The 18,726-nt window shown below is 48.4% G+C and carries 17 protein-coding genes; 6 read left to right on the top strand and 11 right to left on the bottom strand.

Annotated elements, in window-relative coordinates; genetic code table 11:
* Positions 1 to 45 precede the first annotated feature (45 nt).
* The gene (locus OCU60_RS00395) at positions 46 to 1,569 is read right to left on the bottom strand and encodes a YifB family Mg chelatase-like AAA ATPase (protein ID WP_074374056.1); all 1,524 of its coding nucleotides are present in this window, start codon (positions 1,567 to 1,569) and stop codon (positions 46 to 48) included.
* Positions 1,570 to 2,050: 481 nt separating this feature from the next.
* Here OCU60_RS00395 and ilvG point away from each other — a divergent pair, with 481 nt between their 5' ends.
* From ilvG to ilvA, 5 genes are read left to right on the top strand one after another with little or no spacing between them, the layout of a single operon-like run.
* On the top strand, positions 2,051 to 3,697 hold the full coding sequence (gene ilvG / locus OCU60_RS00390; protein ID WP_074374055.1) for an acetolactate synthase 2 catalytic subunit: 1,647 nt from the start codon (positions 2,051 to 2,053) through the stop codon (positions 3,695 to 3,697).
* 12 nt (positions 3,698 to 3,709) lie between these two features.
* Positions 3,710 to 3,994 carry an acetolactate synthase 2 small subunit gene (gene ilvM / locus OCU60_RS00385; RefSeq protein WP_074374054.1) on the top strand — a complete coding sequence of 95 codons (285 nt, stop codon included), beginning with the start codon at positions 3,710 to 3,712 and terminating at the stop codon, positions 3,992 to 3,994.
* Between the two features lie 13 nt (positions 3,995 to 4,007).
* Positions 4,008 to 4,949 carry a branched-chain amino acid transaminase gene (locus OCU60_RS00380; RefSeq protein WP_074374053.1) on the top strand — a complete coding sequence of 314 codons (942 nt, stop codon included), beginning with the start codon at positions 4,008 to 4,010 and terminating at the stop codon, positions 4,947 to 4,949.
* A 30-nt stretch (positions 4,950 to 4,979) separates the two neighbouring features.
* Positions 4,980 to 6,821 carry a dihydroxy-acid dehydratase gene (gene ilvD / locus OCU60_RS00375; RefSeq protein WP_074374052.1) on the top strand — a complete coding sequence of 614 codons (1,842 nt, stop codon included), beginning with the start codon at positions 4,980 to 4,982 and terminating at the stop codon, positions 6,819 to 6,821.
* A 3-nt stretch (positions 6,822 to 6,824) separates the two neighbouring features.
* Positions 6,825 to 8,360: a threonine ammonia-lyase, biosynthetic gene (gene ilvA / locus OCU60_RS00370; RefSeq protein ID WP_074374051.1), complete on the top strand. Its 1,536-nt coding sequence runs from the start codon at positions 6,825 to 6,827 to the stop codon at positions 8,358 to 8,360.
* A gap of 298 nt (positions 8,361 to 8,658) precedes the next feature.
* Here the strand turns inward: ilvA and OCU60_RS00365 are convergent, their stop codons facing one another.
* The gene (locus tag OCU60_RS00365; protein WP_074374049.1) at positions 8,659 to 8,838 is read right to left on the bottom strand and encodes a hypothetical protein; all 180 of its coding nucleotides are present in this window, start codon (positions 8,836 to 8,838) and stop codon (positions 8,659 to 8,661) included.
* A 135-nt stretch (positions 8,839 to 8,973) separates the two neighbouring features.
* Here OCU60_RS00365 and tusA point away from each other — a divergent pair, with 135 nt between their 5' ends.
* Positions 8,974 to 9,219 (top strand): sulfurtransferase TusA, encoded by a 246-nt coding sequence (tusA, locus tag OCU60_RS00360; RefSeq protein ID WP_074374048.1) that lies wholly within the window; start codon positions 8,974 to 8,976, stop codon positions 9,217 to 9,219.
* Between the two features lie 29 nt (positions 9,220 to 9,248).
* Here the strand turns inward: tusA and OCU60_RS00355 are convergent, their stop codons facing one another.
* The 9 genes from OCU60_RS00355 to OCU60_RS00315 all read right to left on the bottom strand — a co-directional run bounded on the left by OCU60_RS00355 (position 9,249) and on the right by OCU60_RS00315 (position 18,724).
* A complete protein-coding gene (locus OCU60_RS00355) occupies positions 9,249 to 10,256 on the bottom strand; it encodes a tetratricopeptide repeat protein (protein WP_074374047.1) in 1,008 nt (335 codons plus the stop codon).
* A gap of 165 nt (positions 10,257 to 10,421) precedes the next feature.
* Positions 10,422 to 10,613: a hypothetical protein gene (locus OCU60_RS00350; protein WP_139302134.1), complete on the bottom strand. Its 192-nt coding sequence runs from the start codon at positions 10,611 to 10,613 to the stop codon at positions 10,422 to 10,424.
* A gap of 362 nt (positions 10,614 to 10,975) precedes the next feature.
* Positions 10,976 to 11,494 (bottom strand): Hcp family type VI secretion system effector, encoded by a 519-nt coding sequence (locus OCU60_RS00345; RefSeq protein WP_074374046.1) that lies wholly within the window; start codon positions 11,492 to 11,494, stop codon positions 10,976 to 10,978.
* Between the two features lie 517 nt (positions 11,495 to 12,011).
* The gene (locus OCU60_RS00340; RefSeq protein WP_074374045.1) at positions 12,012 to 12,779 is read right to left on the bottom strand and encodes a hypothetical protein; all 768 of its coding nucleotides are present in this window, start codon (positions 12,777 to 12,779) and stop codon (positions 12,012 to 12,014) included.
* Positions 12,780 to 12,796: 17 nt separating this feature from the next.
* Positions 12,797 to 13,042, bottom strand: a complete 246-nt coding sequence (locus OCU60_RS00335; protein ID WP_074374044.1) for a hypothetical protein — start codon at positions 13,040 to 13,042, stop codon at positions 12,797 to 12,799.
* Between the two features lie 301 nt (positions 13,043 to 13,343).
* Entirely contained in the window at positions 13,344 to 14,090 is a 747-nt protein-coding gene (locus OCU60_RS00330; protein ID WP_074374043.1) for a hypothetical protein, read from the bottom strand.
* Between the two features lie 12 nt (positions 14,091 to 14,102).
* Positions 14,103 to 17,405: a T6SS effector BTH_I2691 family protein gene (locus OCU60_RS00325; protein ID WP_074374042.1), complete on the bottom strand. Its 3,303-nt coding sequence runs from the start codon at positions 17,403 to 17,405 to the stop codon at positions 14,103 to 14,105.
* Positions 17,402 to 18,283: a DUF4123 domain-containing protein gene (locus OCU60_RS00320; protein WP_074374041.1), complete on the bottom strand. Its 882-nt coding sequence runs from the start codon at positions 18,281 to 18,283 to the stop codon at positions 17,402 to 17,404. Before OCU60_RS00320 ends, OCU60_RS00325 begins: the two co-directional genes overlap by 4 nt.
* Before the next feature lie 6 nt (positions 18,284 to 18,289).
* Positions 18,290 to 18,724, bottom strand: coding sequence for a hypothetical protein (locus tag OCU60_RS00315; protein WP_074374040.1), 435 nt, complete (start codon positions 18,722 to 18,724; stop codon positions 18,290 to 18,292).
* Between the last annotated feature and the right edge of the window lie 2 nt (positions 18,725 to 18,726).

Below are 18,726 nucleotides of genomic sequence, written 5' to 3'. Positions count from 1 at the left end.
ATATGTTGCAACAAGAGAGGCCATTTTCAACCAGAATTTAGCACTTTACACGGCCTGCATATTTAACTGCTTCAATAATCGATCCATCGCTCGATATCCCAATGCTTCTGCCAAATGAGCCCGCTGGATGTGTTCCTCTTCCGCCAAATCGGCAATCGTCCGGGCAACTTTAATAATGCGATGATAAGCACGAATAGACAGACCAAGACTGTGCAATGCATTTTCCAGAAAGTCGGCATCAGATTTTGCCAATGGGCAGAACGTCTCGATTTCGCGGCTGGTCAGAAGAGAATTCGCTTTCCCCCGTAAACGGAGCATTAATTCACGAGCCCGCAGCACCCGCTCACGGACAACCTGTGTTGTCTCTCCCCGTCCCCCGCCTTCGGCAAGCATTCCTTTTGGTAAAGCAGGGATCTCAATCGACAAGTCGAAGCGATCCAATAACGGCCCCGATAATCGACTCAGATAGCGGAGAATATGTTGTGGATTAATCCGGCTGCCCTGACCTTCATAATAACCGGTCGGGCTTGGATTTAACGCACCAACTAACTGAAACCGCGCAGGGAAACGCGTCTTCCCTTGCGCCCGCGAAATCACAATTTCTCCGGACTCCAATGGTTCACGTAATGAATCGAGCACCCGACGTTCAAACTCCGGCATCTCATCGAGAAAGAGTAATCCGTTATGAGCCAGTGAGATTTCACCGGGACGCGGAATCGAGCCGCCGCCAACCAAAGCGGCCATAGAGCTGGAATGATGCGGCGCACGAAATGGCCGCTGTTTCCAGTTGTACTGATGAATATCCTGTTGCGTCAGTGAAGCAACCGCAGCTGTTTCCATCGCTTCTTCATTACTCATCTCCGGCAGTAAGTCACATAGCCGGGAGGCCAGCATCGTTTTACCCGTTCCCGGAGGCCCGAGAAACAGTAAATTATGATGCCCGGCAGCGGCAATTTCTAACGCACGCTTGCCCTGTTGCTGGCCGATAATATCCTGCAAATCCCGCACAGACGCGGGTTGTTCAATCTGTGGCGGAGACTGATGCAATCCCAGTGACAAATCGCCGCATAAAGCCTGACAGACTTCTTGCAAACTCCCGGCAGAATAATGCTGTTCTTGCCCGACTAAAGCTGCCTGATCGCCATTTTCATGCGGCACCACCAAAGCACGGTCAGCCATCCCGGCAGCCAAGGCTGCGGGCAAAACGCCTTTCACGGTTCGCAACTGACCGGATAGTGCCAACTCCCCTAAAAACTCATAGTTTGCCAGATGATCCGAGATGATTTGATCCGATGCCGCCAGAATGCCCAAAGCGATAGGCAGGTCGAATCGGCCGCCCTCTTTCGGTAAATCGGCCGGTGCCAGATTGACAGTGATGCGTTTGGGTGGAAATTCAAATCGAGAATGGATAATCGCACTACGAACCCGATCCCGTGATTCTTTGACCGTGGTTTCCGGTAAGCCCACCAGTGTAAATCCGGGCATCCCATTACTAATATGTACTTCAACCGTCACCAACGGTGCTTCTACACCGACACTCGCTCGGCTATGAATGATTGCTAACCCCATATAATTCCCTTGTGATTGATTCATAAGTATTCACGGTATCAATCAGTGATACGCGAATGGACAGGGGTAGGTATAACGCAAGCGGAAAACAAAAGAATATGAAAAAAGAATGATGTTTTCCTTGTCATGTAACAGAATTGTATGTTAAACACTAAGTATGTCGAGATTTTCATCAATCTTGAAACATTCACTAAAAATAAGATTTCTATTCATGATGCATCGAATCGTCCGTTTACATTCTCTCATTAGCCTTATTCTAGTCGTGGTCATTATTGATTCCGCGCGGGGGCTACTGGACGAAAGATAGCAGCAAGATAAAAAAAGCCCCCGCACTGAAAAGTCCGGGGGTTTTTTTTAGTCTATACAATAATAAAACGTGCGCTGACCCAGTCGGCAAAGCGGTATAACGGGAGTCGCACATGAAGTGCTCACACAACACAACACGAAGCAACAAGAACAATGAATGTATGGGAGGATCACGATGACTGGAGCGCAACTCGTCGTAGCAGCCCTGAAACAACAAGGTATCAAGACCATATTTGGTTATCCGGGCGGTGCAATCATGCCCATCTACGATGCCCTGTATGACGGTGGTGTCGAACATATTTTGTGTCGTCACGAACAAGGGGCGGCCATGGCAGCCATCGGGATGGCAAGATCAACCCAAGAAGTGGCCGTATGCATGGCGACATCAGGCCCGGGAGCCACGAACCTTGTGACGGGACTGGCAGATGCTTTCCTTGATTCCGTCCCGCTGGTTGCCATTACCGGACAGGTCGCCAGCTCTCACATCGGAACGGATGCATTTCAGGAAATGGATGTGATCGGCATGTCACTGTCTTGTACCAAACACAGTTATCTGGTGACCGATATCCATGATCTGGCCCCCACATTGGCGGAGGCCTTTGAAGTTGCCAAAGCGGGGCGCCCGGGGCCAGTCATCGTTGATATCGCAAAAGACGTTCAACTGGCCCAATCCCCGGTCACAACGCTCACCCCATGTATTCCCCCTGCCATGCCTCAAACCAATCCGGATGAACTCGCGAAAGCACAAACGATGCTGAATGAAAGCCAACGTCCGGTTTTTTATGTCGGTGGCGGTGTGCAGCTCGCACATGCGACCGAAACGGTACGAGAGTTTTTACGACTCAACCCGATGCCTTCCGTCAGTACCCTTAAAGGGTTGGGCTCGGTTGAACGCCACGACCCTCACTATCTGGGTATGTTAGGCATGCATGGGACGAAAGCAGCCAATTTAGTCGTTCAGGAATGTGATCTCCTCATCACGGTCGGTGCTCGTTTTGATGACCGGGTGACCGGCAAACTCGATACCTTCGCCCCACATGCAAAAGTGATTCATATTGATATCGATGCCGCAGAGTTCAATAAACTCCGACGTGCCAATGCTGCACTGCGGGGCGACATCAATACGATTCTGCCGCAACTGGAACTCTCACATGACATTAGTGGCTGGGTTCACCACAGTGAGAGCTTGCGGAGTGGATTCAAATGGCGTTATGACCATCCCGGTGAGCTGATTTATGCACCGCTGCTGCTGAAACAGTTATCCGATATGATGCCTGATAACTCGGTTGTCTCAACAGATGTCGGCCAACATCAAATGTGGGCGGCCCAGCACATTCAGCCAAGATCGCCGCAAAACTTTATCTCATCTGCGGGGCTCGGCACCATGGGATTTGGTTTGCCGGCTGCGATGGGTGCAGCCGTGGCTCGCCCCGACGACCAGTCCATTCTGATTACGGGTGACGGTTCATTTATGATGAATATTCAGGAGTTGGGTACGTTAAAACGTCGCCAGATTCCGGTCAAAATCGTATTGTTGAACAACCAGCGTCTGGGCATGGTTCGTCAATGGCAATCGCTGTTTTTCGATGGTCGCCACAGTGAAACGATTCTGGACGATAACCCGGATTTCATCATGCTGGCACGCGCTTTCGATATTCCGGGCAAAACCATTACCAAGAAAGAAGAAGTCGAACCGGCTTTACAAGAAATGCTGGCAAGCAAAACCGCTTATCTACTGCATGTAGCAATTGATGAAGAAGAAAATGTCTGGCCACTGGTACCACCCGGTGCATCAAACAATGAAATGCTGGAAAATACATAGGAGACACCAGAAATGGAAAGATATCTACTCGACATCAAAGCTGATGATAAGCCGGTTCTGCTAGAGCGGGTTCTGCGTGTCATTCGTCACCGCGGATTCATCATCAAACAGGTTGCGGCAACCCAAAATCATGAAAGCAAAGTTGCCAGCGTCGAAATTATCGTCGACAGCGATCGGCCGATCACAACATTGACCAACCAAATCGAAAAATTATGGGATGTGCGTACTGTTGAAGTCATTCAAATCAGCAGTAACGAACTACCCAATAACAATTTACAACAAAAAATTTGTGCATAAGGAAGAAATAATAATGGCTACTAATACTGCGGATTTTATATGGTTTAACGGGGAAATGATGCCGTGGGCAAATGCTCAAGTACATGTCCTGACGCACGCAATGCACTATGGAACATCGGTCTTCGAAGGCGTTCGCTGCTATGACACCCCCAAAGGCCCGATCGTGTTCCGTCATCGGGAACACGCACAACGCTTAATCAACTCTGCCAAAATTTATCGCTTCCCGATTCCATATTCTGTTGAAGAAATTATGGAAGCAACCCGGGAAACCTTACGCGCAAATCAACTGAATTCCGCTTATATCCGCCCATTAGCTTTTGTCGGTAACGTCGGTCTAGGCGTTTGCCCGCCAAACGATACTGAACTGGATGTAATTATCGCGGCTTTCCCATGGGGTGCCTATCTTGGCGAAGAAGCATTGGAAAATGGCGTTGATGCGATGATCTCCAGTTGGAACCGCGCTGCACCAAATACCATCCCAACGGCTGCGAAAGCCGGGGGGAACTACCTTTCTTCGCTCCTGGTTGGTGGTGAAGCCCGTCGTCACGGTTATGACGAAGGAATCGCCCTGAGTGTTGACGGGTATCTGTCCGAAGGGGCCGGTGAAAATATTTTTGTGGTCAAAGACGGAGAAATCCTCACGCCACCGACAACCAGCTCGATTCTTCCGGGGATTACGCGCGATACCATTATGATTTTGGCGAAAGATCTCGGCTATACCGTCCGCGAAGCCAATATCGCCCGTGAAGGGCTCTATCTGGCAGACGAAATTTTCATGACCGGAACCGCAGCTGAAATCGTGCCGGTACGCAGTGTCGATCGCATCACCGTCGGTTCAGGAAAACGCGGTCCGACAACCAAAGTCATTCAGGATGCCTTTTTCGGACTGTTCAATGGAACCACTGAAGATAAATGGGGTTGGTTAGATTACGTCAATCCTCAAGAGAATGCCTAACCCCAAAAGAATCAAGTAAAGGACAACACAATGCCGAAGTATCGTTCCGCAACAACAACACATGGTCGCAATATGGCTGGGGCACGCGCGTTATGGCGTGCTACCGGCGTCAAAGAAGATGATTTTGGGAAGCCCATCATTGCCGTGGTCAATTCATTCACCCAGTTTGTACCGGGCCATGTTCATCTGAAAGACTTAGGCCAGATGGTCGCTCGTGAAATTGAAGAGGCCGGTGGTATTGCCAAAGAATTTAACACCATTGCCGTCGATGACGGGATCGCGATGGGCCACGGCGGGATGCTCTACTCACTACCTTCTCGTGAGTTGATTGCTGACTCCGTCGAATACATGGTCAATGCGCACTGTGCCGACGCGATGGTCTGTATCTCCAACTGTGACAAAATCACCCCCGGAATGCTCATGGCCTCGCTGCGCCTGAATATCCCCGTGATCTTTGTTTCCGGTGGGCCGATGGAAGCCGGTAAAACCAAACTTTCCGACCAGCTAATCAAACTCGATCTCGTTGATGCGATGATTCAAGGTGCCGATCCAAATGTATCTGACGAACAAAGTGAACAGGTCGAGCGTTCCGCTTGTCCGACATGCGGTTCTTGCTCCGGTATGTTTACAGCCAACTCGATGAACTGTCTGACTGAAGCTTTGGGGCTGTCGCAGCCGGGCAACGGTTCACTGCTCGCAACGCATGCGGATCGCAAAACACTCTTCCTCACAGCAGGTCAACGCATCGTCGGCCTGGCAAAACGCTATTACGAACAGGATGATGCATCGGTTCTGCCACGTAACATTGCCAATAAATCTGCCTTTGAAAATGCCATGGCGCTGGATATTGCCATGGGCGGTTCAACCAATACCGTCCTGCACCTGCTTGCTGCAGCACAAGAAGGTGAAGTGGACTTCACCATGGATGATATTAACCGTATGTCACGCCGCGTACCGCATTTGTGTAAAGTGGCACCGTCCACTCAGAAGTACCATATGGAAGACGTCCACCGTGCCGGCGGTGTCATGGGGATACTCGGTGAACTTAGCCGCGCCAATCTCCTGAATACAGAGACCAGAACGGTACTCGGCATCAGCCTGCAAGAACAGCTGGCGCAATATGACATTATGCAGACCGACTCAACTGACGTGAAAACATTCTACCGAGCCGGACCTGCGGGTATCCGCACCACTCAGGCCTTCTCACAAGATTGCTACTGGGAAACGCTGGATGATGATCGTCAGGACGGATGTATCCGAACCAAAGAACACGCTTTCAGCCAAGATGGTGGCCTTGCGGTATTGAAAGGCAATATCGCATTGGACGGCTGTATCGTCAAAACCGCAGGTGTCGATGAAAGTAACCTGAAATTCCGTGGTCCGGCGATTGTGTTTGAAAGTCAGGAAGATGCGGTTGAAGGGATTCTTAGCGGTCAAGTCAAAGCAGGTGAAGTGGTCGTCATCCGCTACGAAGGACCCAAAGGCGGCCCCGGCATGCAAGAAATGCTGTATCCGACCACGTACCTCAAATCGATGGGACTCGGTAAATCGTGTGCCTTGCTGACCGACGGTCGCTTCTCCGGCGGTACATCCGGTCTCTCTATCGGTCACGCCTCTCCGGAAGCTGCCAATGGCGGTGCTATCGGGCTGATTAAAAACGGTGACATCATTGACATTGATATTCCCGGACGAGCCATTGAACTGGTTGTGTCAGCGGATGAACTGACAAGTCGCCGTGCTGAGCAAGATCAGCTCGGCTGGAAACCGGCCAACCGCCAGCGTGAAGTCTCTTTTGCGTTGAAAGCCTATGCCAGCATGGCCACCAGTGCTGACAAAGGCGCGGTGAGAGATAAATCCAAGCTAGGAGACTAGTCGATGACATTCACCAGCCAAACCGGCGCAGATTATCTGCGCCAAATTTTGCGCGCCCCGGTTTACGAGGTTGCGATGGTGACACCATTGCAAGACATGCCCCGGCTTGCAGCGCGACTCAATAACCGAGTCCAGCTCAAACGCGAAGATCGCCAGCCAGTCCATTCGTTTAAACTGCGCGGTGCTTACAACATGATTGCTAATCTGAGCGAAGCCCAAAAGCAAGCCGGCATTATTACAGCCTCCGCAGGTAACCATGCTCAGGGATTGGCCTTATCCGGCACGAAGTTAGGTGTGAAATCAACCATCGTCATGCCCAAAACCACACCAGACATCAAAGTTGATGCCGTGCGTGGATTTGGTGGCGCAGTGGTGTTATTCGGCAATAACTTCGATGAAGCGAAAGCAGAAGCCGAACGACTTGCCGCGGAGCATCATTATACGTTTGTGCCCCCTTTCGATCATCCACTGGTCATTGCCGGACAAGGCACGATTGGCATGGAGATGCTGCAACAGAACGGTCATCTGGATTATATCTTCGTGCCCGTCGGTGGCGGTGGTCTGGCAGCCGGTGTTGCCGTGCTGATCAAACAACTGATGCCCGAAATCAAAGTGATTGCCGTTGAACCGGAAGAATCGAGTTGTTTAAAAGCCGCGCTTGATGCCGGAGAACCGGTGGTTCTTGAACAAGTCAGCATGTTTGCAGACGGGGTCGCGGTAAAACGCATTGGCGATGAGACCTTCCGTTTGTGTCAGCAATATCTCGACGGCCATATCTCTGTGTCCAGTGACGAAATCTGTGCCGCAGTGAAAGATATCTTTGAAGATACCCGCGCGATTGCTGAACCTTCCGGCGCTCTGGCTCTGGCGGGTTTGAAAAAATATGCAGAACAACACCAGCTGACGGGCAAACAGTTAGGAACCGTGCTCTCCGGAGCCAACACCAACTTTCACGGCTTACGCTATGTTTCAGAACGATGTGAACTGGGCGAAAAACGTGAAGGTTTGCTTGCCGTGACCATCCCTGAGCGCAAAGGGGCATTTTTCGAATTCTGCCAGATTATCGGTGGCCGGGCGGTCACAGAGTTTAACTATCGCTACAATGATGACTCACTGGCCAATGTCTTCGTCGGGATTCGTCTCGCCGGCGGCCCGGAAGAACTCAACAGCATTATTCAGGATCTGCGCAAAGCTGGCTATCCGGTGATCGATTTATCCGATGATGAAATCGCCAAACTGCACATTCGTTACATGATTGGCGGAAGGCCGTCGAAACCACTCAAAGAACGGTTATACGCATTCGAATTTCCGGAATATCCCGGAGCACTGCTGACATTCCTCAGTACACTCGGGACGCACTGGAATATCAGTCTCTTCAACTATCGCAACCATGGTGCCGACTACGGTCGGGTGCTTTGTGCATTTGAGCTCAATGACGACGATTTAGTCCGTTTCTCAGCTCATCTCGTTGAATTGGGTTATCAGTACAAAGACGAGACCGACAATCCGACCTATCAGTTCTTTTTGTCTCAGTCTTAGAACCACCTGCCACCATCATGCCGGTCAATTCAATTGACTGGCATGGTCGCTCAAAAGATAACCAACGAATACTATGGTTCTGAGCGGCTCATCCCGGGTGAATATTTCACGTCTTGCTTTATATAGGTTTGGTTGCTTCTGGCTAAACTCGTCAGCGAAAGTCACCAAGTCGTGATAATTGTCCATCACGAGCCAATCACTGAATGACAGGCAAAAAAATCCCGCATTACTGCGGGGAAGCCCAAGAAAAATGGGATAGTGTCGGAAATGTTGCATTGTATTTAGAGTTACTTTTCAATCAATGCTTGGATGTATCGTATTGTTGGACTTCCAGCTGAAGCCCAATCATTGCAGCAATCACTCCCCATACCGGCATGAGTGACGCTTGTTCCGACGCCGATGTGCTTATCACCAACGCTCCAAACGAGATAAATCCCATCAGAGCATAGATAGTTAATCTGTCGATTTTGTTCAGCATTCCTTGCTCCTCGACGTCATGTTGCAAACATGTTAAATAAATTAAAACAAAAAGTTTCATTTGCCAAGAGGTTATTGAATATTTTTTCTTCCCCAGTATTATTTGACATTCAAATGACTAACAAAGCCACCTGCCATGACCATTGATAACTCATTAGCCGATTACACATTAGAGGCAGAAGGATTACGGTGTCCCGAACCTGTCATGATGGTCAGAAAAACCATTCGTTCGATGAAAGACGGTGAGAAACTACTGGTCATTGCCGATGACCCCTCAACAACCCGCGATATTCCCAGCTTCTGTCGGTTTATGGATCATCAGTTGTTGGAAGCTCAAATCGAGCAAGAACCGTATCAGTTTTTGATTCAGAAAGGACTTTGAGTCGTGTTGGTGGTGCAAACCATCGATAGCTATTGATGAGCCAAGGCGTTCACTTCAGCAAACGCTCTTTCCAGATTTTCATGCGCGGCTTGATAGAAGGATGACTTTTCATCAATGGCTTGCTGCAAATAAGGAATTGCCTTGTCAGGGTGCCCCTGAATCATCAGTAAGTAGCCGACACGATTTAATGCCTGATAACTTGCCATCTGCTGCATAAACACATTCAGCGCTCGCTGTATTTTACCCTGACCAAGATAAATGAGGCCCAGATTGTTCTGCGCTCTGCTGTTATCGGGATCAAGCGCCAATGCAGCAAGTGTGGCGCGCTTCGCCTCAAGGTCGTCACCACTCATGTAATAGGAATAACCGATATTGAGCAGTACTTTGCTCGATTGTGGGTGGACATTGAGCACCTTTTTATAGAGCGCCTGAGCCATACCATGCTGAGACGCCACATCATAAATAATCCCCAGCCCCATGTAAGCATTGGCGGGAGAATGGTCATCCATTTCTAAAGCATCGACGGTATCAATCTGGTTTATCGACGGAGATAGCATCACATGGTGATGCAAACGCAACTGATCCGCATTAATGGCGCGAATAAAGCAACGTTTTCCGACATCAAACGCCCCTTTTTTACTGTAATTCACTCCCAACTGCTGCAATACGTCGATATTGTGCGGATTGTCTTGCAACGCCATCTGATAAGCTTTCTCGGATAACCTATCACGCTGATGCAACTGATGAATTCGCCCAATTTTATAAAGGGTTTTATCCCGGTGCTGTCCCGCTGGCAATAATGACAACGCACGAATATACTCAAACAGCGCTAAATCATCCTGCTGCGCATGCATCGCAGCATCGCCACGGACAATCGCTTCCTGTGCTGTTTGCGGCGCACTATCCACAGCCAGACGACTCACAGGACGGCCATCATACAATTGCGCCATCATTGAATGCCGCTTCTGCTGAGCGGTACAACCAGCGAGCAAACCAATTATCAAGGTCACTGCAATGCAAACCGATGGTCTCTTCATGATCAATTCCTCATCCTTAACACAACATCACGGTCATGACACTCATAAGCCCAACTCAATCGATAACAACTAGGTAATTTGATGGGCAAGCTCTTTTCCTTCCCCTCGATGGGTATCCAAATCGGGTATCGCTGCAGACGATACATTTAGCATATCGCTATAAGCTTATTTGGTCATGAAGTTAAATTTTTCCTGCTCACTGACGAATAAATCCCAGTGTTCGTTGATGATCCGGGACAGGTGAATCAACCGAGCATATTGCGGGCTTTTGGCCGCAGCATCCGGATTTTCGCAGTGCTCAATCGCATCAACCACGGAATGAGGAAACTTCCAAGTGGTGGCAAGTTTACCTCCCAACGCCGGAGCGGTTGATCATTTCAGCTTGACCCATTGATTCCTCTCCATATTCGAGTAAGACAATAAGAAGCTTAGGTGAGAAGTCGCAAAATATCTTGTGAGCCAAAATACAAATGTGAAAGCCGAATCATAAAGATCGATCGCTCAAAGTATTATATCGAAGGTAAGCGGTTATCTGGCGGGGAACAGGGGTTCATCTCGGCACAGCCTGATTGCTGATGACGAAATAAGCTTGTTACAAATAAATTCGTATGAAAGGTAAAAAAAGTCGCGCTATAAACAATGTTGCCCACCAATCGGTGAGCAACATGACCATCAAAGCATTGTCGGACAGACACGTACGGTGCCTGTTCATCAGACAATTAAGCTTCGATTGGTTTACGCCAGTCGTCAGCACCTGAAGTACCCGCGTTAACGTGGTCCCAAGTGATCTTACGGTAAGACATTGACACAGTCAGGTTCTGAGTGAAATCAGAGTCTGCTGGGTTTTGGCAGTGTGGCATTTCACACTTGATGTCAACGATAGTTGCGTTTTCAAGTGTTGTGGTGAAGAAGTTTTCTTGCTTGCCTTCGATTGAAGTGCGGTACCACTTCAAAGTAACAGCAGACATTTTTTCACCTGAAGCCAATGCGTTATACAGCAGAGGAACAGCTTTGTTCAGGTTCACAGTGAATTGGAAAGGCTTGTGAACACGTTGACCCGCTGGTTGACCAGACTGAGGATCAGTCGGAACACTAACAACATGGTCAAACTGTTGAACCATCATTTCATCTTCGTGACCTTCAACAAAAGAGTCACCGATAGAATCAGCAGTACAAGCGCCTGACGTGATTAGCCCCTGAGTTTCGCCTTCGATAGAGATATAACATGGAGTTGGCATTCTGAAATTCCTTCAATTATCTATAATAAGTTCATGTTTTTAATACACAGAGAACCTTTAGGCTCTTGTACAGTCAGAGCAAGGGCTGTGCCAACTCATGTATATCAATAAAATCAAGTATTTATAAAGACATAAATATAGATACAAGCAACTTCTTGCCCAGAGGCGAGCAAGAAGTTGCCCAGTGAGCAAGAAGTTGCCCGAAAGAAGTGGAATAAGTATCACGGAAGTGTCTCATTTTTGATAACAGAGTGAACAATGATCATCATCTAAAGCGTGCACATTTATTACCTGAAGAACTGATTACCTGAACCGATAACCGGAACTTACTGCCTGAGTGCTTTGTTAAAGGTCTCGGTTAAGATGCTGACTAAAGGTGAGCGACGGTCCATATTGACCGGATAGAGCATCTCGATTACGCCATAGCGAACTTCTGTTGCTTAGTCGTTTGATTACATTTGAGGAGATCAGAAATAAAAACAGGAAGGAAAGGCGACGCCTCTCCTGATCCTATTGACTACGAAGCTGACGTTTCATCCGGTGATATCATGCTTGGATTCAAAACCTCTTTATATCTTTTAGCTTCGAGTATTTTTACATCAGGAAGCTGAGATTTTAATAACTGTATAAGATGAAATTTTTCATCTGGGCTACAAAAAATGCCCCCAGTACTATAACGCTTGCGGGTGTCATTATATAACCGGATAACCTCTTGATCTTTCAAGTGAACAATCCGGTAACAACCATCAAAACGAATCCCGATTGAAATCGTTTCTGCACTAAAGTTTGTCATACTAAATGACATCAACGCAAAAGCTCCAGCTCCCACAAAAGCCAGTGGACCAATCAGGGCGGCAGCGAGTACACAAACTGCGATACCCACCCAAGCAGTAATACGCACCACTGTATAAGCGTTCTCCGAAATCACCTGTTGACAGGTGTAATAAATTCCTTTTTCCGTCAGATGGTAATGGTAATGGTAATCTGCAAACCATAAAAAGCGGATAAAGGAGGCCATTATTCCCCCCCATATTCCCACAATCCAAAACCCGGTCCAACCATTCTTATCAGTCAGCCCCCAGCCAACTAACAAGCCCATAAGAACAATAAAAATTGCCATGCCATTCAGCATGTATCGGCCACTTTTTCCCTCCCAAGCCCCAACTTGGATCTGCCACTGGTAAATCTCTGCCGCTTCTTTCACTTCTTGTTTGAGAAGCTCATATTCAGCTTGCTGATTTGCGATCCTTGCTTCTCTGTCTTTCCTATCCTCATGCTGAGTCATATTATCGCGGCCCTTATTTATGCGGTTACCGTAACGGTACGAGTTGATTTGGTATTGCTTTCTGCATCCACGACCTGCAAGTTCATCATCCCTTCGGTGTTGCCGTAGGTGGTGTATAACAGATGACAGGTAGCCTCCGGTGCTTCTTTCTGAGTTGCCGGCCATAAATACAGCGGCATTTGCAGCAGCAGAGCAATCATATTATTATCCGTGCCTCCGGCTGCAATACTGTAGCGCAACAGATGACGCTGATCCTTTTCCATTCGTTGCCACTAACCATTCTGTTCATTGATAAGTACCGGAGAGCCAGCCATGTTCGTGGCTCCACTACTCATTGGGGGTCGGGTCATTTGTAGCCCGAGTGTATCTCCTTTATTGACCAGCGGCGGCAAATCAATCTCAATCTGCCACTATTGAAACTATCCCAAGCTTCCGGATGAACTACGCGAGATCCTGCTGTTTCTTAATAATCTGATTACGTTTGATGAAATGAATTTGCAGAAGGAAGAAACAGAAGAAATATAAAGTCAGGCCAAAGGAGAGAATATCTTCTCTCCTTAATTGCTATTTGCTATGGAACGATGACTCATTGTCGTAAGTTAAAAGCTCCTTGGGACGTTTAACTTCAATCACTTTAGCTTCAGACAGAACACTCTGTAATTGCTCAAAGAGACAAGATTTTTCATCCGGTGCACAATATAGTCTCCCAGAATAATAACTTCTGCTAACATCACTACTATCTAACTCTATAACTTCCTGATTTTTTAGATGGACAATGTTATAACTGCCGCCGAAATAGATCCCATATATTGATACCTTTGCACTAAAATTTGTCATACTAAATGACATCAACGCAAAAGCACCTGCACCCACAAAAGCCAGTGGACCAATTAAAGCAGCGGCGAGTACACAAACAGCAACACCTATCCAAGCCGTAGTACGCACTACCGTATAAGCGTTCTCCGAAATCACCTGTTGCTGGGTATAATAAATCCCTTTTTCCGTCAGATGATAATGATAATGATAATCTGCAAACCATAAAAAACGAGCAAACAATGCAACAAACAAACAAACACTATTTGAAACCCAGAATCCGGTCCAGTCATCGCCACGAATGGTCAACCACCCAACCAGCAGTCCCATGAGAACAACAAAGATAGATGTACCGTTAAGTAGATATCGCCCACTTTTTTCTGCTCCCCAAGCACCGACTCGGATCTGCCATTGATAAATTTCCAGCGCCTCTTTTATCTCCTGTTCGTGGAGCTCCCATTCGGCTTGTTCTCTATCTAATCCAACATGCTGAGTCATGCTCTCTACCTTTTATACTGTAACTACGACACTTCGGGTTGATTTGGTATTAGTTTCTGCATCTACAACCTGCAAATTCATTACACCTTCATTGTAACCATAGGTGCTGTATAACAAATGGCAGCTAGCCTCCGGGGCTTCTTTCTGGGTTGCTGGCCAGAGATACAGCGGCATTTGCAGCAGCAGAGCAATCATATCATTATCCGAGCCTCCGGCAGCAGCACTATAGCGAAGCAAGCTTCTCTGATCCTTTTCTATCCGTTGCCACTGACCATTCTGTTCATTGATAAGTACTGGAGAGCCCGCCATATTGGTGACTCCGCTACTCATTGGGGTTCGGGTCATTTGTAGCCCAAGTGTATCTCCTTTATTCACCAGCGGCGGTAAATCGATTTCTACCTGCCATTGGTGTTTCGGCGCATAAATTGAGGCGTAGCGCTGATCCGGTGCATCGATTTTCACCAGCCGAACCACCGGGCGATACATCAGTTGCTCAAACTGAGTCAGCTCTTCTTGCAAACTCCATCCTGCCCTGTTTTTACCCCAGACAGAATGATATAAAAACAGCGAAACATCGTCCCGGTGGAACAGGTTAATCAGCACCACCCCGACCAGATAAATCATCCCCATCCAGAACAGCCCGGTCAGCATCCACGGTGCTAAAGTGGCCCCAATTGCGACAGAACTCCCCATACGACTAGCAATGTGTACAATCAATTGGTAACCAAAGATACCCGTATTACCCAGTGTTGCACCAAACTTCAGCCAGTAACCGGCTGTTTCCAGTAGAGTGTTATCTTTACCGGAGGTTTTATTATAACTGTCCCAGGCTTCCAGCCCCGAAGCCAAGGCGCCCAGTGAAGCTGTAGTCAGCATTAAATTAGAGAAGCGGCTGACCAATACCTGAGATTCGACACTAAAAGCTTTCTTTGCAAGTACTCGATTTACAGAAGTTCTCATTAAACTCTGATTCGCCGAAATTTTCTTCCACACCGGTGACAACGAGACCGCATAGGCAAACTGGCAGGTATACAGAGCGCTGTAGAGTGGTTCTAACAGGGTTTTGTACCTTTCTTCGTCGGTTTCTGCATCCTTGAGTTTCTCAGGTAAATTCATCAGTACAACGAAAGTGTTCCACACGCCGAGGCCAACCAGCAGGCCGCCAAGACCGCCGACTTCCTCAACGCTGGATTTGAGTGCCTGCCCCACACGGCTTCCACCACCGCGTAGTTTCTCCACATATTCCGTCAGCGTCTGTTGCAGCTTCTCATTCAGCGCATCCCCCTTCACCCGCAGAAGCTGCGGCTGTTTCTTAACAATGATTCGGTCAATTTCTGCCTGTATCTTTTTATATTTGTTGACCTGAACAATAGCGCCGGTTTCCGGGTGGGTCAGATTGCTCATCCCTTTCAGCAACGGTTTGAGCTGCTTCCCGAGCGCTTCCATTTCCTTGACGTAATTGCGGTTGACCTGCAAGACAGCCTTTTCATCGACAATCGCTCCCATTAAAAGCATTCTCAGATGGTCAATCAGGCTCTCCGGATTGCTGTAGGACGGGCGGGTTAAATCCAAGATTGAGCGCCAGCTATGGGTGGCGGTTGTCTGTACCGCTTTTGCCAGCGCTGAAAAGCTATCTTTGACCGGTTGCACCAGCGTCAAATACCACGATTTGTCCTGTATCCGTCCGTCACCGATTAATGCATCCCAGTTCGCCAGAGCCGCCGCCAGAGCCAGATTATCCCCGGCACTGCCGACTGACAGCAGTTGCTTGTGCAGCGTTTGAATCTGTTCATCAATGGTCTGCCTAGTTTCCTGACTAAAACCATAACCGGCCAGTGCAAACAGGTTTTTCGGTGAGACTACTGAAAAAGTCTTTTCCAGTTGCCGGTGGCGCTTTTCATCCGTCACCGAGTTTTTCAGCACCACCAGACTCTGACCGGTTAAATCCAACAGGTAGCTGACATCCGTTGCAGCCTGCGTATCGATACCGACACTCAGCGCATTATCTTCCAGTGCATTGATGCCGAGTAACACTTCATCGTACCGGGCTGCAATCACCTCATCCAGTCCTTTCAGGGCATGGTACTGTTCTGTCAGGTAAGTGGTCATGCCATCCCAGTCAACATCCTTCTGATAAGTTTTCGCCCGGGACCATTGTTCGTGCATCTCTGGTGTGACCGTCAGGCCGTAACTGTCTTTCAGGGTCGCTTTCATTTTCTCCGCGGCTTCCGCAGCACCGGAAGCTGGCATATCGCCTTCTTGCGGGTCATATCCCGGACTTTCCAGACGGCGCTTATCTTCTTCTGCCAGTGACGACATCAACAGGTACTGGTTCAGTAACTCCTCACAAGCAAGGACATGAGTGATATCATCGCGAATCTGTTTATCCATTTTGTCTTTAGGCACCGATACTCGGCCCAGTTGGCGCACAATCTCGGCCATCCGCATTTTGTGAATATTCTCTTTATCCCCCAGCGTGGCTTCTTTTTCCACCTTCGCATAAGACAGGCCCATCACCAAATCGGTAATATCGGCCAGCACATCATCCAGTGCCACATACATTGCCGTAGACGGAGATTTCATTCCTTTTAGTAACGAGCCTTTGTCCGTTGCCGGTTTCTCTGCAACTAGTGCATACGGGAAATCATTGTCCGGTTGTTGTTTCGGCTTTTTCAGTGGTGTGCAGGTCTCACCGAACAAATCGTCAGATGGCGCTTCCCCGTCATAGATATCTGCTACCTGCTCAGACAAAGTATCAATAAAACTGCAATGAGGGACTTTCATCGTCTGACAGAACTGTTTCAGATTCACCTGCCGCATCCATTTGTGACGGCTGGAACTATCAGAACGCATATGTTCACACACCCGCCATGACCAGCGGTGATAACTGAAAGCCATGTACAGTTTATTCTGCGACGGATATTCAAGAAACGGCTGGGATTTCCCAGCGCTGCCACGTTTGTCGGTATCGCTCTCAGCCTCATTGCTGCCCCAGTCGATTTTAATCAGTTCACTGCCGCTGACCTGATATTCATGAAACGTCTTGTCCGTTTCATCGTAGACATACAACCAGCCGTCCCGAAGCTGGCGCAGGGTATATTGGGCCTCTTTGAGCTTGAGTGGCCCTTGCCAGTGTTCCTCTTTCGGTAATGGGTTGAGCTGGCGTTTGAGAAAAGCGTGATATTCAACCGGCTCTAAATCATCCAGCGCATAGCGTACCGGGACTATCGACATCACAGAAGATTTGACCGGGCATTCACCGACAGGGTTGTTCATTGGTTTTCTTGAGCCCTGTACATCATTCGGATTGCTCATGATTGGGTCTGCTCCTGTAATGAATGGGAATATTGCTGAGCAAGCCCGGCAGCACGTTCAAGACGCTGCTCCGGGGTTTGCTGGGATGGTTGGTGGATAAGCTGGCGGATATCCGGATATTGCTGCTCATCGTTGATGGCTGACTCGCCCAGATACCCGATAATATTCAGATAAAGAAGTTGCTCCTGCTCGGATTCAAAGCCTAGCGTTTTCCCCTGCTCAATCAGACTGTTCAGCCAGATTGTCGGCTCTGGCTGCTCCTGAAGGCTCCGAGGGAAATAAGTTTCCATATGATGGTAAAGCCGCTCACGGGCATTGCGCTCTGAAATCTCGCCCAACCCGGTCCACTGTTTATCATCCAGCTTGAGGGGAAACTCAGGGAGCGCAGACTGAAATTCCGGGCGGGTCAGATGTTGCCAGCCCATTCGGGTGGGCAGCCATGCCTGCTCAAGCGGATGCCAGAACAACTGACTGGCACTGCTCAGTAACACCCACGCGACTTCGCTGTGCGCCATTTTCAGGTAAATCTCACTGCCATACGGTGAGATTATCTGAATCAGATGACGCAGGTAGTCACTCAGTGATAACTGTGGCCATGCTGAGGTGAAGAAGAATCCGGCGGTGGGTTTGTTCTGTGCCATAAACCATTGTCTGACCGGCTCCGTGGCTTCGACCAGATAAGGTGATACGGCTTTTAATCCATCAAATGGTGGACGCATATAGATGGGCTCCGGCGTTTTCAAATCCGGCACCTGATATAAAGACTGCGCTAACTGCTCAATTTGCCCACCATCGACCAACAGATACAGCTTCTGACCGGGTTCGGTATTCATGGTCGGAAAGGGAGCATCCAACGGAAATTTTATTGTCTGAGGCATGATCCACTAATCCCTATGAACTTCTTTCAGATGAGGTTGTTCAAGGTGTTTCAGTTTTACGGTCAGCCATGCATGAAGACGTTGCCAGAGTGAAGGCGGAAGAGAGACTTTCGGAGCATCCCTGTAAGATGTACAGGAAGGGAGCTTTGTATCATCACATTCCCAGATAAAATCCAGCCCGGTCGATACCCAGTCTTTGGGGAGTAAAATAATCGCAGAAACAGACTGATCGACCATCTTCACTATCAATAAAGGAATATGGTTTGAAGGCTCTTTAGGAAAAACATACATCGCTTTATATTCCCTATTCGGAGAATAATTAACGTAGGCTTTCCCGTCACGATAATCAGGAACAAGCCATACCTCAAACGCCATCTTCATGGTTAAGAAAATCACGCAGAAGATAACAAAACGAATTCCCCATTTTTTTGACCGACTCATGA

It is taken from the genome of Vibrio spartinae (genome assembly GCF_024347135.1).
Classification (GTDB): domain Bacteria; phylum Pseudomonadota; class Gammaproteobacteria; order Enterobacterales; family Vibrionaceae; genus Vibrio; species Vibrio spartinae.
The sequence above is the reverse complement of the archived record's forward strand: the minus strand, read 5'-3'. Positions and strand labels throughout refer to the sequence as shown.

Excerpts from the sequence above, each read along its gene's own strand:
- tusA (WP_074374048.1), top strand. The coding sequence starts at position 8,974 with ATGACCATTGATAACTCATTAGCCGATTACACATTAGAGGCAGAAGGA.
- OCU60_RS00315 (WP_074374040.1), bottom strand. The coding sequence starts at position 18,724 with ATGAGTCGGTCAAAAAAATGGGGAATTCGTTTTGTTATCTTCTGCGTG.
- ilvM (WP_074374054.1), top strand. The coding sequence starts at position 3,710 with ATGGAAAGATATCTACTCGACATCAAAGCTGATGATAAGCCGGTTCTG.
- OCU60_RS00395 (WP_074374056.1), bottom strand. The coding sequence starts at position 1,569 with ATGGGGTTAGCAATCATTCATAGCCGAGCGAGTGTCGGTGTAGAAGCA.
- OCU60_RS00335 (WP_074374044.1), bottom strand. The coding sequence starts at position 13,042 with ATGGAAAAGGATCAGCGTCATCTGTTGCGCTACAGTATTGCAGCCGGA.
- OCU60_RS00365 (WP_074374049.1), bottom strand. The coding sequence starts at position 8,838 with ATGCTGAACAAAATCGACAGATTAACTATCTATGCTCTGATGGGATTT.
- OCU60_RS00320 (WP_074374041.1), bottom strand. The coding sequence starts at position 18,283 with ATGCCTCAGACAATAAAATTTCCGTTGGATGCTCCCTTTCCGACCATG.
- OCU60_RS00355 (WP_074374047.1), bottom strand. The coding sequence starts at position 10,256 with ATGAAGAGACCATCGGTTTGCATTGCAGTGACCTTGATAATTGGTTTG.
- OCU60_RS00340 (WP_074374045.1), bottom strand. The coding sequence starts at position 12,779 with ATGACTCAGCATGAGGATAGGAAAGACAGAGAAGCAAGGATCGCAAAT.
- ilvA (WP_074374051.1), top strand. The coding sequence starts at position 6,825 with ATGACATTCACCAGCCAAACCGGCGCAGATTATCTGCGCCAAATTTTG.
- OCU60_RS00380 (WP_074374053.1), top strand. The coding sequence starts at position 4,008 with ATGGCTACTAATACTGCGGATTTTATATGGTTTAACGGGGAAATGATG.
- OCU60_RS00325 (WP_074374042.1), bottom strand. The coding sequence starts at position 17,405 with ATGAGCAATCCGAATGATGTACAGGGCTCAAGAAAACCAATGAACAAC.
- OCU60_RS00345 (WP_074374046.1), bottom strand. The coding sequence starts at position 11,494 with ATGCCAACTCCATGTTATATCTCTATCGAAGGCGAAACTCAGGGGCTA.
- ilvD (WP_074374052.1), top strand. The coding sequence starts at position 4,980 with ATGCCGAAGTATCGTTCCGCAACAACAACACATGGTCGCAATATGGCT.
- OCU60_RS00330 (WP_074374043.1), bottom strand. The coding sequence starts at position 14,090 with ATGACTCAGCATGTTGGATTAGATAGAGAACAAGCCGAATGGGAGCTC.
- ilvG (WP_074374055.1), top strand. The coding sequence starts at position 2,051 with ATGACTGGAGCGCAACTCGTCGTAGCAGCCCTGAAACAACAAGGTATC.